16 protein-coding genes are annotated in these 15,265 nt (G+C 42.0%); 15 read left to right on the forward strand and 1 reads right to left on the reverse strand.

Features of this window, described 5'->3' with window-relative positions:
* Positions 1-117 precede the first annotated feature (117 nt).
* The 6 genes from CZ434_RS00670 (at position 118) to uvrC (ending at position 5,847) form a co-directional block, all read left to right on the forward strand.
* Positions 118-702, forward strand: a complete 585-nt coding sequence (locus CZ434_RS00670; RefSeq protein WP_077621308.1) for a fatty acid metabolism transcriptional regulator FadR — start codon at positions 118-120, stop codon at positions 700-702.
* Positions 703-724: 22 nt separating this feature from the next.
* Entirely contained in the window at positions 725-1,495 is a 771-nt protein-coding gene (locus CZ434_RS00675; protein WP_077621309.1) for an enoyl-CoA hydratase, read from the forward strand.
* A 16-nt stretch (positions 1,496-1,511) separates the two neighbouring features.
* Positions 1,512-2,285 (forward strand): electron transfer flavoprotein subunit beta/FixA family protein, encoded by a 774-nt coding sequence (locus tag CZ434_RS00680; protein ID WP_077621310.1) that lies wholly within the window; start codon positions 1,512-1,514, stop codon positions 2,283-2,285.
* A 36-nt stretch (positions 2,286-2,321) separates the two neighbouring features.
* Entirely contained in the window at positions 2,322-3,302 is a 981-nt protein-coding gene (locus CZ434_RS00685; protein ID WP_077621311.1) for an electron transfer flavoprotein subunit alpha/FixB family protein, read from the forward strand.
* A gap of 290 nt (positions 3,303-3,592) precedes the next feature.
* Complete coding sequence (trxA, locus tag CZ434_RS00690; RefSeq protein WP_077621312.1) at positions 3,593-3,907, forward strand: thioredoxin; 315 nt, start codon at positions 3,593-3,595, stop codon at positions 3,905-3,907.
* Between the two features lie 137 nt (positions 3,908-4,044).
* Positions 4,045-5,847, forward strand: a complete 1,803-nt coding sequence (uvrC, locus tag CZ434_RS00695; protein ID WP_077621313.1) for an excinuclease ABC subunit UvrC — start codon at positions 4,045-4,047, stop codon at positions 5,845-5,847.
* A gap of 110 nt (positions 5,848-5,957) precedes the next feature.
* Here uvrC and CZ434_RS00700 read toward each other — a convergent pair whose 3' ends face one another.
* Entirely contained in the window at positions 5,958-6,398 is a 441-nt protein-coding gene (locus CZ434_RS00700) for a YslB family protein (protein WP_077621314.1), read from the reverse strand.
* A gap of 316 nt (positions 6,399-6,714) precedes the next feature.
* Between CZ434_RS00700 and CZ434_RS00705 the strand changes: the two genes are divergently transcribed.
* From CZ434_RS00705 to CZ434_RS00745, 9 genes are all read left to right on the forward strand, one after another.
* Entirely contained in the window at positions 6,715-7,335 is a 621-nt protein-coding gene (locus CZ434_RS00705) for a succinate dehydrogenase cytochrome b558 subunit (RefSeq protein ID WP_077621315.1), read from the forward strand.
* Between the two features lie 49 nt (positions 7,336-7,384).
* Positions 7,385-9,136, forward strand: coding sequence for a succinate dehydrogenase flavoprotein subunit (sdhA, locus tag CZ434_RS00710; protein ID WP_077621316.1), 1,752 nt, complete (start codon positions 7,385-7,387; stop codon positions 9,134-9,136).
* A gap of 15 nt (positions 9,137-9,151) precedes the next feature.
* Positions 9,152-9,913 carry a succinate dehydrogenase iron-sulfur subunit gene (gene sdhB, locus CZ434_RS00715; protein WP_077621317.1) on the forward strand — a complete coding sequence of 254 codons (762 nt, stop codon included), beginning with the start codon at positions 9,152-9,154 and terminating at the stop codon, positions 9,911-9,913.
* An 86-nt stretch (positions 9,914-9,999) separates the two neighbouring features.
* Positions 10,000-10,443 (forward strand): acyl-CoA thioesterase, encoded by a 444-nt coding sequence (locus CZ434_RS00720; protein WP_077621318.1) that lies wholly within the window; start codon positions 10,000-10,002, stop codon positions 10,441-10,443.
* A 143-nt stretch (positions 10,444-10,586) separates the two neighbouring features.
* Positions 10,587-10,811 (forward strand): helix-turn-helix domain-containing protein, encoded by a 225-nt coding sequence (locus CZ434_RS00725; protein WP_077621319.1) that lies wholly within the window; start codon positions 10,587-10,589, stop codon positions 10,809-10,811.
* A gap of 189 nt (positions 10,812-11,000) precedes the next feature.
* Positions 11,001-12,473 (forward strand): potassium/proton antiporter, encoded by a 1,473-nt coding sequence (locus CZ434_RS00730; RefSeq protein ID WP_077621320.1) that lies wholly within the window; start codon positions 11,001-11,003, stop codon positions 12,471-12,473.
* A 97-nt stretch (positions 12,474-12,570) separates the two neighbouring features.
* Positions 12,571-13,023, forward strand: a complete 453-nt coding sequence (locus CZ434_RS00735; RefSeq protein ID WP_077621321.1) for a MarR family winged helix-turn-helix transcriptional regulator — start codon at positions 12,571-12,573, stop codon at positions 13,021-13,023.
* Positions 13,024-13,046: 23 nt separating this feature from the next.
* A complete protein-coding gene (gene racE / locus CZ434_RS00740) occupies positions 13,047-13,850 on the forward strand; it encodes a glutamate racemase (RefSeq protein WP_077621322.1) in 804 nt (267 codons plus the stop codon).
* A 157-nt stretch (positions 13,851-14,007) separates the two neighbouring features.
* Entirely contained in the window at positions 14,008-15,144 is a 1,137-nt protein-coding gene (locus tag CZ434_RS00745; RefSeq protein ID WP_077621323.1) for a GerMN domain-containing protein, read from the forward strand.
* Positions 15,145-15,265: the final 121 nt, after the last annotated feature.

Raw genomic sequence — 15,265 nt, forward strand, 5'->3', positions numbered from 1 at the left:
GCCAAGTTTTATCAAAAAGACAGACAGGCTGTTAGTTGGTTGACAGAAGGGTACTCTGGTTGTAAAATAAACATGAATGATTATTCATTCATTTTATTAAGGGCAGGAGTTTTAAAAATGAAAAATACCAAACCAAAATTCAAGCAAATAATCGATGCAGCAGTGGAAGTTATAGCGGAAAATGGCTACCATTCATCCCAAGTATCAAAGATCGCCAAAAAAGCGGGAGTAGCTGATGGAACGATTTATTTATATTTCAAGAATAAAGAAGATATACTAGTTTCTTTGTTCCAAGAGAAAATGGGACAGTTTATCGAAAAAATAGAAGAAGAAATTTCTTCGAAAGATACAGCAGAAGCCAAATTACTGGCACTGATCAAGATGCATTTCAGCCAGCTAGGAGCAGATATACCGCTTGCGATAGTGACACAGCTGGAGTTGAGGCAATCCAATAAGGAACTCAGGGCCAAAATAAATGAAGTATTGAAGAGGTACCTTGTCATAATCGACCAAATCGTTGAAGAGGGAGTTGCCGAGGGAAGCTTTTCAGATAAATTAAATATCAGGCTTGTCAGGCAAATGATTTTTGGAACCCTTGATGAGACTGTGACAAACTGGGTGATGAAAGATCAAAAGTACCGTTTGATTAACCAGGCTGAAGAGGTTCACTCTCTTCTGGTCCATGGTCTTTCAAATAAATAACAAATTACAAGGAGTTGTCCCTATGAGTATTACTTTCAAGCAAGTGGGCAAAGCTGCGGAATTGACCATCACCAGTCCGCCTGCAAATGCGCTTTCCAGAGCTATACTGCATGATTTGGCCGACCACTTAGACAGAATGGAAAACGATTCTTCGATAAAAACAATCATTTTGAAGGGGGAAGGTAAATTCTTTTCGGCCGGCGCTGATATTAAAGAATTCACTTCCCTTCAAGGGCATTCTGATTATCGATCTTTGGCTGCTGAAGGACAACAGCTTTTCGAGAAGATCGAACATTATACAAAACCTGTAATCGCTGTCATTCATGGCGCTGCACTTGGTGGGGGACTAGAACTAGCAATGGCTTGTCATATCCGGCTTGTAAGCGAAAATGCTAAACTCGGTCTTCCCGAAATAACGCTTGGCATCATACCGGGTTTTGCCGGAACACAAAGGCTTCCACAATACGTCGGCAGTGCCAAAGCCTATGAAATGATTCTTACCGGAGAGCCGATAAACGGTACTGAAGCTGCTGTATTAGGACTCGCAAACGCAGCATACAGGGAAGATGAGCTATTTGTGAAAGCAGAGGAACTGGCAATGAAAATAGCGGAAAAGAGCGGACCTACCATTAAAAAGGTCATGCACTTAATTCCGTATGCAAGGAACAGCAGGTTTTCAGAGGGGCTTTCAGCTGAAGCCGAAGCTTTTGGCGAAATATTTGGGAATCAGGATGCAAAAGAAGGTATCCAAGCCTTTATAGACAAAAGAAAACCAGTATTTAAGGACGAATAGATAGGAGGATATGCTAGTGAATATATATGTTTTGTTGAAAAGGACGTTCGATACAGAAGAGAAAATTATGGTAAACAACGGTTCAATCGAAGAAGACGGAGCAGAGTATATTATTAATCCTTATGATGAATACGCTGTGGAAGAAGCAATTAACCAAAGAGACCAGCACGGTGGGGAAGTAACAGTGGTCACAGTCGGGAACGAAGAAGCTGAAAAGCAGCTTAGAACTGCTCTTGCCATGGGAGCGGACAAAGCAGTTTTGATCAATACAGAGGATGACGTCGAAACGGGCGATCAGTTTACGACTACCAGAATTTTGGAAGCTTTCTTTGAAGAGAAAGAAGTCGACTTGATTTTGGCAGGAAATGTGGCGATCGACGAAGCTAGCGGACAAGTCGGACCACGGCTTGCCGAAAGACTTGGAATTGCTTATGTTACGACAATAACGGCTTTGAAAATCGACGGGGACCAAGTGAGCCTGGAAAAAGATGTAGAAGGGGACATAGAGAAAATCGATACAACCTTACCATTGCTGGTAACCTGCCAACAGGGGCTGAACGAACCCCGATATCCATCTCTTCCGGGGATTATGAAAGCGAAGAAAAAGCCATTGGAAGAACTTGAAATAGATGACTTGGAATTGGAAGGAGATGAGGTGGAACCTAAAACTAAAACACTCGAGATTTTTCTGCCGCCTGAAAAAGAGGCCGGAAGAGTGCTTGAAGGGGAACTGAATGAACAAGTGAAAGAACTTGTATCATTATTGAGGAATGAAGCGAAGGTATTGTAATAAACCGCCTAATATAAAAGAAAGGGGCAGGAAAAAATGAGTGAAAAAGTACTGGTAATCGGGGAAACACGTGATGGCGCGCTAAGGAATGTTTCTTTTGAGGCGATAGCGGCAGGCAAAAAAGTGTCCGAAAATGGGGAAATCGTCGGAGTTGTTTGTGGGGGAAGCGGATTGGACGATTACGCTCAAGAAATGATCCATTACGGAGCAGACAGAGTGATAAAAATAGAAAACGAAAAATTGAAAACGTATACATCTGAAGGGTATTTTCAAGCAGTCAATAAAGTGATTGAACAGGAGCAACCAGCAGCAATAATTATGGGACATACGGCAGTCGGCAAAGATTTAACGCCAAAGATTGCAAGCAAATTACAGTCAGGCCTTATATCCGATGTGATCGACGTGGAAATGGAAGGCGGGAATGCAGTCTTTACAAGACCAATCTATTCAGGTAAAGCATTCGAGAAAAAAATCATTATCGATGGCTTGATTTTTGCGACGATACGGCCCAATAACATCCCATCCTTGGAAAGGGATGACACCCGGTCAGGAAATATCGATTCTTTGGATGTCGATATAACGGATTTGCGCACTGTTATTACAGATGTCATCAAGAAAGCATCCGAAGGAGTTGACTTGTCAGAAGCTAAAGTAATTGTAGCGGGCGGAAGGGGAGTCAAAAGCAAGGAAGGATTCGAACCATTGTATGAGCTTGCGAAGGTACTGGGGGGAGCAGTAGGTGCTTCGCGAGGGGCATGTGATGCAGATTACTGCGATTATTCCTTGCAGATCGGCCAGACGGGTAAGGTGGTTACACCGGATTTATATATTGCATGCGGTATTTCCGGTGCCATTCAGCACCTGGCGGGTATGTCGAGTTCGAAGGTAATAGTGGCCATCAATAAAGATCCGGAGGCAAATATTTTTCAGGTGGCTGACTATGGAATAGTAGGAGATTTATTCGAAGTGGTGCCACAGTTGATTGAGGAAATCAAACAAATTGGGATTAAAGCATAGTTAATAATGCTGCAGCAGTATTTGTTGCAGCTTTTTCATGGATTTATCATGGTAGCAAGTACTTAACATAGGCTTTTCCTTTGTAATCAGGATTAGTGGTAAATTCCCCCATTCATAGTATAATGCATAATAAGCAAACTATTAGCGCCGAATCAAAGTCAGGTGCTATACTCTAATTAAAATCAACTATGTAACCGTAAAGTTTTGTTTGTTATACTTCATATAGCTTACAATTATGAAAGCAGCTGGTACAGCTGAGAAGGTTCATACAATTAGGAGGAGGAATTGAAATGGCGATTGTAACTGCAACAGATCAGAATTTCAGCAACGAAACAAGCGAGGGCGTCGTATTGGCGGACTTTTGGGCACCATGGTGTGGTCCATGTAAAATGATTGCTCCTGTTCTGGAAGAAATTGATGGTGAAATGAGCGATAAAGTGAAAATCGTTAAGCTTGATGTTGATGAAAACCAGGAGACTGCCGGCAAATTTGGAGTAATGAGCATCCCTACATTGCTGTTATTCAAAGATGGCGAAGTAGTCGACCAAGTAATTGGATTTCAGCCAAAAGAAGCGTTGGTTGAGTTGATCAATAAACACGCGTAGAAGAACGAGAGAACATTTTTTCGGAAACAATAAAATTGCCTTAGAGTCCCTTGTTGCTTGTTTTGTAACAAGGGACTCTTCTATTGCAGACTTTTCATGCAGATTTATATCAGTATAGTTTTAGGGGAAGTGATGGAATGAATGCAAAAATTAAAGAGAAATTGGCAGTTCTCCCCGCCCAGCCAGGTTGTTACTTGATGAAGGACAAGCAAGGAACCATCATTTATGTAGGCAAATCCAAAATGCTGCGGAACCGGGTAAGATCGTATTTTACCGGGGCAAATGACCAGAAAACACAACGGCTCGTCCAAGAAATAGTGGATTTTGAATATATTGTTACTTCTTCGGAGATCGAGGCGCTGATTTTGGAAATGAATCTCATCAAAAAACATGATCCAAGATACAACGTCCTGTTGAAAGATGATAAATCTTATCCGTATCTGAAAGTGACTGCTGAAGAACAGCCGCGGTTGATTGTCACGAGAAAAGTAAAGAAAGACAAAGGGAAATATTTTGGGCCTTATCCAAATGTAATTGCAGCCAGGGAAACAAAAAAATTGTTGGATCGTCTATACCCTTTGAGAAAGTGCGACAAAATGCCTGACAGGGTCTGCCTTTATTATCATATGAATCAATGTCTGGGACCATGTGTCTATCCAGTATCCAAGGAAACGAACAGGCAAATCGTACAGAGTATCACTTCATTCCTTAACGGCGGTCATGGAGAAATAAAAAAAGACCTTCAGCAAAAAATGTACAAGGCTTCCGAAGAGCTTGATTTCGAGCGTGCGAAAGAACTGCGGGACCAAATCCAGCATATTGAATCTGTAATGGAACAACAAAAGATGACACTGAAGGATCAGGTCAACAGAGATGTATTTGCTTACTCCTATGACAAAGGCTGGATGTGTGTGCAGGTGTTTTTCATCCGACAAGGTAAATTGATTGAAAGAGATGTATCGATATTCCCGTTTTTTGATGAGCCTGCTGAAACTTTCCTTAGCTTTATCGGCCGTTTTTACCTTCATCAAAATCATCCTAAACCGAAACAAGTTTTAGTGCCAGCACCGACCGATCATAAGCTGCTGGAGGAACTTTTAGAGATAGATGTTTCGATTCCATACAGAGGCAGAAAGAAGGAACTAGTGGAACTTGCCGAGAAAAATGCGCAAATCGCATTGGAAGAAAAGTTTACCCTTATTGAGCGGAATGAAGAAAGAACAATAAAAGCTGTCGAGGAGTTGGGGGAAAAACTCCACATTGAAACGCCGCACCGAATCGAAGCTTTCGATAATTCTAATATCCAAGGCACGGATCCTGTGTCTGCTATGATTGTGTTCACTGATGGAAAACCGGACAAAAAGCAATACAGGAAATACAAAATCAGGGATGTTGAAGGACCGGATGATTACGAAACGATGCGGGAAGTGGTCAGAAGAAGATACACCCGTTTATTGAAAGAAGGGGCTCCGCTTCCGGACTTAATTTTGATTGACGGCGGAAAAGGGCAGATGAAGGCAGCGCTCGATGTGTTGGAAAATGAATTAGGGTTGGACATCCCGCTTTGCGGGTTGGCGAAAGACGATAAGCACCGGACGAGTGAATTGTTATATGGATCTCCGCCAGCAATTGTTGAGCTGGAAAGGAATTCACAAGAGTTTTACCTTATACAGCGAATTCAGGACGAAGTTCATCGCTTTGCAATAACTTTTCACCGTCAATTGCGCGGAAAAAGTGCCATCAAATCGGAATTGGATGACATTCCTGGTGTAGGGGAAAAGCGAAGGAGACTCTTGCTAAGACATTTCAAGTCAATTACGGAAATAAAAAATGCGAGAGTAGAGGACTTGCAGAAGCTGGGAATTCCCGAACCGACAAGCAGAAGAATCCTGGACCATCTAACCGGCAATACTGCCGACCATACAGATGAGTCAAAATAAGAGAGGCTGCAGAACAGTTTACAAGCAGAAGAGTGGCTGTAAACAGTAAACTGCAGCCTCCCTTAATTTTGCCTGCTTTGGAACAAAAAAGCGCTTTATAAGTACAAGGGTTATTTTGTATAGATGACACTCAATTGAATGGTATTCTGTTTCGTATTAACTTCTTCCAGGCATTCACAGGCTGTTTCTTTAATTTGCTGGATCGATTCTGCCAGGAATCCCGCTTCCAGTCGGTAATCTATCTCGTTCAAGGGTGACTGGTGCCTTTTTCTTACGGACTCACCGGACAATTCCCAGACCATCTCCCGCCTCTTCTCTTTTTTTAATTCAAGATGGCCCCAGCCGAAGAGAGAGAAACATTCGATGAGTTCCTCAACTGTTGCCGGCTCCAATTTCCTTGCGAGGTTTTTACCCATCACATATGTAATAGCAGCTGCCTCTTTACCCAGCAGGTCCGGAAGGCATATATATCTGAGCACATCATAGCCCGCTCCTGTAGTATGTAAATGTTCCATGAGATTTTTATCTAATTGATGTCGGTTTCTTTCCATGAATTTCATTCCTTTCCTACGAAGCTATTATCCTCTGATTTTCTTGTTTGTGCAACCTACTTTAAGATTAAATTGCGGGTTTTTGTGACAGTTCCCGTTTTGTGTTCGTTTCAAAAGTTTTCTATTTGGCGGAACGATTTAGTAAATCGTTTTCTTGACGCTTATCGGTGATAGAAGTACAATAAGTGTGTCACAAAATTATACATTTTTCTAACAATTGCTTGCTTTGTTTTCTGCTAAACTAGTAAAAAATAAAGCGCTTTATTGGGGAAATGTACATATCTTAGCAGATAGACTTTAATTGAGGGGGGTACACATGGCGGAGAATCGCGACTTTTTTTATCGCAGGCTACATTCACTTTTAGGGGTAATTCCAATTGGTATTTTTCTTATTCAGCATTTGGTGGTAAACCACTTTGCTGTATATGGAAGAGAGAGCTTTGAACGGGCAGCAGGCTTCATGCACAATCTTCCCTTCAGATTATTGCTCGAAACGTTTGTGATTTATCTACCAATACTTTTCCATGCGATCTTAGGTGTTTATATTGTATTCACGGTTAAGTACAATAATCGGCGTTATGGTTTTTTTCGCAACTTAATGTTCACGCTGCAAAGAGTTTCCGGAATCATCACACTTATATTCATTGCATGGCATGTTTGGGAAACAAGAATAGCTTTAGGTCTGGGACTCGTAGAGCTTGACTACAGCTTAATGGAAAATATCCTGGAGAGCCCGTTTATGTTCTGGTTCTACATTATCGGTGTCATTTCGACAACATTCCATTTTGCAAACGGTCTCTGGAGCTTCCTGGTCACATGGGGATTTACTATCACACCGCGTTCTCAAAGAATAGCTACATATGTGACATTGATCGTCTTTCTTGCTATTTCTTATATCGGTGTAAGAACTTTAATCCAATTCGCGTATGGAGTCTAATAGAAACCAACAGTAGAAATTTCAGTTAATTTAGGGAGTGAGCAAAACTATGAGTAATGGCAAGGTTGTTGTCGTAGGCGGCGGGCTAGCCGGTCTAATGGCTACTATAAAAGCAGCAGAAGCAGGAGTTCCTGTTGATTTGTTGTCTATCGTACCAGTTAAACGTTCTCACTCTGTTTGTGCACAAGGCGGAATTAATGGTGCAGTTAATACAAAAGGAGAAGGGGATTCTCCTTGGGAACATTTTGACGATACAGTTTACGGCGGCGATTTTCTGGCTAACCAGCCGCCAGTCAAAGCTATGTGTGAAGCGGCACCGAGTATCATCCACATGCTCGACCGGATGGGTGTAATGTTCAACAGGACGCCGGAAGGTCTGCTTGATTTCCGCCGTTTCGGGGGCACACAGCATCATAGAACTGCATATGCCGGTGCGACAACCGGGCAGCAGCTTCTTTACGCGCTTGATGAACAAGTGAGACGCTATGAAGTGGAAGGACTTGTTACCAAGTATGAAGGTTGGGAGTTCATTTCGGCTATTATCGATGAAGAAGGTATCGGCCGTGGAATCATCACACAAAACATCCAATCACATGAAATAAAGGCAATCAGGGCAGATGCCGTTATCCTGGCGACCGGAGGTCCTGGAATCATATTCGGAAAGTCTACCAACTCGGTTATAAATACAGGTTCCGCGGCAGGGGCTCTGTACTTGCAGGGAGCTATTTATGCAAATGGCGAATTTATCCAGATCCATCCTACTGCCATACCGGGTGATGACAAACTTCGCCTGATGAGTGAATCAGCACGCGGCGAAGGTGGAAGAGTCTGGACGTACAAAGATGGGGAACCATGGTACTTCCTGGAAGAAAAATATCCCGCATACGGTAACCTGGTACCCCGTGACATCGCGACAAGAGAAATATTCGATGTCTGCGTAAATCAGAAGCTCGGCATCAATGGAGAAAACATGGTATATCTGGATCTTTCCCATAAAGATCCGAAAGAACTTGATGTCAAACTTGGCGGTATCATCGAAATCTATGAAAAATTCGTCGGGGAAGACCCACGTAAAGTTCCTATGAAAATTTTCCCTGCCGTTCATTACTCGATGGGCGGGCTTTGGGTCGATTATGACCAAATGACCAATATACCTGGTATATTTGCAGCCGGCGAATGTGATTATTCCCAGCACGGCGGCAACAGACTAGGAGCAAACTCGCTATTGTCCTCTATCTATGGAGGGATGGTTGCTGGTCCGAATGCCATCAAATATATCGATGGTTTGGACAAAAAAGCGGAAGACCTCTCTTCTGGTCTGTTTGACCAAAAGTTGAAAGAGGAACAGGAAAACTTTGAAAACCTGATGAAAATGGATGGAACTGACAATGCCTACCAAATTCATAAAGAGCTTGGAGAATGGATGACTGATAATGTGACAGTTGTCCGCGATAACGAAAAGCTGAAAAAGACAGATGAAAAAATCAAGGAATTATTGGAACGATGGGATAATATCAATATTAATGACACTTCCCGCTGGAGCAACCAAGGAGTTATGTTCACTCGTCAATTGAAAAACATGCTTCAATTAGCACGTGTCATCACTATTGGTGCTTTGAACCGTAATGAAAGCCGAGGAGCGCATTATAAACCGGAATTCCCTGAGCGGAATGACGAGGAATGGTTAAAGACGACCAAAGCGCAATTCGATGCTGTCAATAATACACCGGTATTTACCTATGAAGACGTTGATGTATCTTTAATCAAACCTAGGAAAAGAGATTACAGTAAGAAAAAGTAAAGGGGGTAAGCGAGAATGGCTGACAAAACGATAACTTTGATTATTACCCGCCAAGACAGTCCTGATGCTTCTTCTTATGAAGAAACGTTTAAAGTCCCATACAGAGAAAACATGAATGTCATCTCTGCTTTGATGGAAATCCGCCGTAACCCAGTAAATGCTGATGGTAAATCAACTACTCCAGTGTTTTGGGAAATGAACTGTCTGGAGGAAGTATGTGGCGCTTGCTCAATGATTATTAACGGACAAGCAAGACAGTCCTGTGCAACACTTGTCGATCAATTGGAGCAGCCAATCCGTTTGGAGCCAATGTCTACTTTCCCTGTTGTCAGGGATTTGGCTGTAGACAGAAGCCGGATGTTCGATTCCTTGAAGAAGGTAAAAGCCTGGATCCCGATCGATGGTACGTATGATTTGGGGCCAGGACCGAGAATGCCTGAAAAGAAACGACAATGGGCATATGAATTATCGAAATGCATGACTTGTGGTGTGTGTCTGGAAGCTTGTCCGAACGTAAATAGCAAATCAGATTTCATCGGACCTGCAGCACTTTCCCAGGTTAGACTGTTCAACGCCCATCCGACAGGGCAAATGAATAAAGGCGAACGCTTGGAAGCATTGATGGAAGATGGCGGTATTCATGGCTGTGGAAACTCTCAGAACTGTGTCCAGGTATGTCCGAAAGGTATCCCATTGACAACATCTATCGCCGCAATGAACAGAGATACCAACATCCAATCTTTCAAGAACTTTTTCGGCAGTGATCATGTCTATTGATGCATGATTCAATCTGCTAGATAAGCAAAGCCCTTGCCATCTTTAATTTGGCAAGGGCTTATTTTCCATAGAAAGGCGGTCAAATGATGAAAACGGTTAGTTATATTGAAGACTTGGAACAATGGAAACAAGCGTTCAATTTCTCGATTCCAATTAAGATCAGGTTTTCGGAAACGGATATGTTTGGCCATGTCAATAATGTTTCCGCTTTCATATATTTTGAGGAAGCAAGAATCGAATTTCTGAAGAGCAAAGGGTTGTTCACTTTATCTTCCTCTCCTGCAAGCACATTTCCAATTGTTGCAGATTTGCAGTGTGACTACCACAAACAGATATATCTGCATGATCAACTTGATTTGTATGTGAAAGCAGATTATATCGGAAATACCTCCTTTGACATACATTATATGGGAGTCGAAAAGGAGAGAGGTGTTCTTCTTACCGGCAGAGGCAGGATGGTTCAAGTAGATACAAAAACAGGAAAAAAAGTGCCGCTTTCAAAGGAAATGAAGGAGAAACTCACGAAGTGAAATAAAACGGTCCGAATCCGCGTGTAGCACGGATGTTTTTATGCAATTACTAGCACGGTATTCCCCTCCTGTTCATAAAATAAATTGACTAAATAAATACCCTTCAAGATGCAGCTTTAAAGACAGCAAGGAGGGGTTAACACTTGAAGGATAATGACTACAAACCGAAGCAACTTTTAACCAAACGTGAAAAAGAAGTTTTTGAACTTTTAGTACAAGACAAAACAACAAAAGAAATAGCCCAGGAACTGTTCATTTCACAGAAGACTGTCAGAAATCACATATCAAATGCCATGCAGAAGTTGGGTGTCAAGGGGCGTTCTCAAGCAGTTGTAGAGCTCCTTCGTATGGGGGAATTAAAGCTCTAATCAAAGACCGGCTTTCTTTTAGAAGGTCGGTTTTTTGTTATAAAATAAAGAATTGAGAAGGCGGAATATAGTTGAAAAGGTAATGTATTCATAAAAAAGGGAGTCGACAGGGTATTTTACGGGTATATAAACATTTTACTAAGATAAAACAATAAACCCAGCATACATCACAACCCTAGGAGGCTCTATATGATAGAAGAAGTGGTAAAATCCGACCAATTCATTTTTCTTGTATCTCTATTGTTAATCATCAGCGTGTTGGTAACTAAATTTTCCGCACGTCTCGGACTCCCGTCGCTCGTATTGTTCATAGGGGTCGGAATGGCAATCGGGAGTGATGGACTTGATATACTTTCGTTCGATGATGTTCATATCGCCCAGGCGATCGGTGTTTATTCTTTGGTGGTCATTCTTTTCGTCGGGGGACTCCAAACTCAATGGACAACAATTAAACCTGTATTGGCGCCTTCCATTTCATTGGCTACAATCGGGGTGATTGTCACGGCAGTCATTGTAGGGACTGCTGCTAAATATATATTCGATTTCACTTGGCTCGAAGCAATGTTGATCGGTTCACTGGTAGGTTCTACCGATGCTGCGGCCGTTTTCTCTGTTTTAAAAGGGAAAAATATCAAGGATCGTATCGAGGCTACGCTAGAGGGTGAATCTGGTACAAATGATCCCATGGCATTATTTCTGACCATATCTTTAGTGGAATTACTCTCAGACCAAACTTCTAATATCTGGTTGTTGATCGGAAGTTTTTTCTGGCAGATGGGCGGTGGTCTGATTATCGGCGCTGTCATCGGGAAAATAGCGAGTGAATCGATCAACCGGGTAGGGTTGTCATCCAGTGGGTTGTATCCCCTGTTCGCATTGTCTTTTGCTTTTTTATCTTATAGTATAAGTTCACTGGCCAGTGCTAGCGGATTGTTGTCAGTCTATGTAACTGCGATAGTTATCGGTAATTTGGATTTACCATTCCGGGAATCGATCTTCCGGTTTAATGAAGGATTCAGCTGGATGTCGCAAATTCTGATGTTTATTATTTTAGGACTGCTTGTTTTTCCTTCAAAGTTATTCTCCCTGGACATTATTCTTAACGGATTTTTGTTGTCTGCTGTTTTGATGCTTATAGCCCGTCCAGTCGCTGCGTTCGTTTCTTTGTCCGGTTTTGGATACAAAGTGAAAGAAAAACTGTTCTTTTCCTGGGCAGGTTTGAGGGGGGCCGTGCCGATAATTCTGGCATTATACCCGTTGCTGGCGGATTTGGAAAACAGCCAGGTATTCTTTAATGCAGTATTTTTCGTAGTCTTGACATCCACTTTGATCCAAGGGTCCACCATTCCTTTGGTTGCCAGTAAATTGGATTTAGTAGGACCGCCTAAAACCAACCCGATCAAATCCCTTGAACTTATATCGATCGGTCGGAACGACGCAGAGCTTGTGGAATATGTGGTTGAGAAGTCTGATGTAATCAATGGACGGCGGATAAAAGATATTAACCTCCCGAGAGGATCTTTAATCAATGCTATTATCCGGAGAGGAGATATTGTCACTCCTGATGGAAGCTCAGTAGTACAGGAAGGGGACAGTTTGTATATAATGGTATCCAGAAGGTGGAGGAAAGAGTTGAAAACTGCCCTGAAGCAAGGTATTTAGTTGCCTCCCCCCAGTAATTCGATGTTTTCATCTTGCTTCTTTAATGTTAATGTTATTTAATTAGAGGTATGTGCGAAGTCGAAAAGGGGGGCATGAATTGCAAAATACTCAGCAATCTTCGACAATTGCAGATGTGGAAAGAGATTTAAGATATATTTCCGGTTTGATCAAACAAAAAGGCAGGGAAATATTGAACCACTATCCCATCACTGCGCCACAGTTTGTAGCATTACAGTGGCTTGGTGAAGAAGGGGATCTGACTATAGGAGAATTATCCAATAAAATAAATCTGGCTTTTAGTACAACAACAGATCTTGTCGACCGGATGGAAAAGAACGCCCTGGTAGAACGAATAAAAGATACAAAAGACCGTCGGGTGGTCAGGATTCATTTGCTTGAAAAAGGGCAAGGAATCATTCAGGAAGTAATAAAGAAACGACAGGAATATTTAGGGGAAGTATTAGAAAATGTATCAGCGGAAGAAGTAGATACACTAGTTAGAATACTTAGCCTGCTCCATACCCAAATGAAATTAGTCAGCGAAAAATAAAGATAGAAGAAGGAGCGAGAAAGTTGGATCAACCGATCGGTGTTATTGATTCCGGAGTTGGGGGTTTGACGGTCGCGAGCGAGCTGATGCGTCAACTTCCGAATGAACAATTAATATATCTCGGTGACACTCTCAGGTGTCCCTATGGACCGCGCAGCGAGCAAGAGGTGATTACCTATACATGGCAAATGGTGCGATTTTTAATGGAGAAAAATATCAAAATGCTAGTTGTAGCTTGTAACACAGCAACTGCATTTGCTTTGGAAAATCTGCAGAATGAATTGCCAATCCCGGTAATCGGTGTTATCGAACCCGGCGCAAGGGCTGCAATTAAAACAACCCAGAATCTTCATATAGGAGTAATCGGTACAGAGGGCACAATCAAGAGTGAGGCCTATCCGAAAGCGTTAAAAGACATCAATTCCAAAATACATGTCAATGCACATCCATGTCCTCGTTTTGTACCTATGGTGGAACAAGGAATCTTATCAGGTGAGGCTGCGATGGAAGTGGTCTCTGAAACGTTGGTGCCGATGAAAAAACAGAATCATATAGATACTCTTATTCTTGGATGTACGCATTATCCATTAATTCGGGAGACGATCCAAGAAGTCATGGGCGACCGGGTCACAATCATTTCTTCCGGAGAAGAAACCGCCCGTGAAGTAAGTACGATCCTAGGATATCACCAAAAATTATACACAGGAAACAGAAAACCGGCACACGAGTTTTATACTACAGGAAAACTTGAAGTCTTCGAAACTATCGCTGGTGAATGGCTTGATCAGCCAGTCTCTGTTATTACAAGTGTTGTAATCGATTATTAAACGAAGAGTCCTCTCTATAGAGGGCTTTTTTTTATGACCGCATTTCTTTTTTTATATTGAGCCTCTTCCACGTCTCGGGGAAAATTTCTAAGTTGTGGTCTAAATCTTTCAATAGCCCGTATATATATTAGTACAAACCATCGTAGGAGGGGAAAGCATGGGAAAGCGATCTATAATAGGTTTTATCGGCTTGGGAAGTCTCGCCTTGGCATTAACAGGTTGCGGAATATTTCAAGGGGAACAGGTCTTAAAAGAAATTGACAATCCACCAGAAGAAGCAACCTATACAGATAATCTTGATGAAGTTTCTGAAGAAAGTCAGGAACAAGAAAATAACACAACAGATGAGAACGAAGCAGGAGAGGTTACTGAACCGGAAACAGGTGAATCAGGGGATACTGGAGAAGAAGTAGATGCTACCGTAAAAAGACAACTTTACCTGTTAGACGCAAACGGCATGGTTGTGCCACAAACATTGGAACTTCCAAAGGCAGAGTCTAATGAAGTCGCAAAGCAAGCTTTGGAATATTTGGTGAAAGGCGGCCCGGTAACAGAACTGCTTCCTAATGGATTCGAAGCTGTCTTGCCGACAGGAACCGAAATCATTAGTTTGAATCTTAAGGATGGCACGCTGACTGTTGATGTTTCCAAAGAATTTGCGGAATACAGGCCGGAGGACGAACAAAAAATATTACAAGCAATGACTTATACTTTGACCCAGTTTGAAAACGTGGAAAGAATCAAACTTTGGATAAACGGTCAAGTTAAAGAAGAGATGCCTGTTAATGGGACACCGATTGTGGATGGCTATTCAAGAGCGAACGGAATAAACATTCATAGCAAAGACGGAGTGGATTTGATGGATAGTGAAGCAGTGACGCTTTACTATCCGGCACAGGATGGCGATCTGGTTTACCATGTTCCGGTCACTCAGCATGTAGAAACATCCGATTTAGAGGATTATTCCTCAATTGTACAAGCATTGGTCGATGGTCCTTCATTTGAATTGAATCTTCTCCACATTTTCAACCCGGGCACATCTTTAGCAGAAGATCCAACAGTAGAAAATGGAGTGATTAATCTTACATTCAATGAAAATATTCTGAATAACGTAGAAGAAGCTTCGATAACAGATGAAGTGATGGAAACGTTGGTGCTGACTCTAACTGATATATCAGGCATTGATGCAGTGAATGTTGAAGTGGAAAACATAGAACAAGTATTCAACGAAGGTGGTACAGCCTATACAGAGCCGGTGACAAGAGAAACATTCGTCCCGACAGAAAGTTTATAATACAAAGAGGAGCTGATTCTGGCTCCTTTTTTTTATGAACCCTAATTCTTTACCCATATGTTTAATAGAAGACTTTTTTTCAAACATTATATTGTAAAAACTTCATAGAAAAGGGAAATTG

It is taken from the genome of Sediminibacillus massiliensis (genome assembly GCF_900156915.1).
GTDB classification, from domain to species: Bacteria; Bacillota; Bacilli; order Bacillales; family Amphibacillaceae; genus Sediminibacillus_A; species Sediminibacillus_A massiliensis.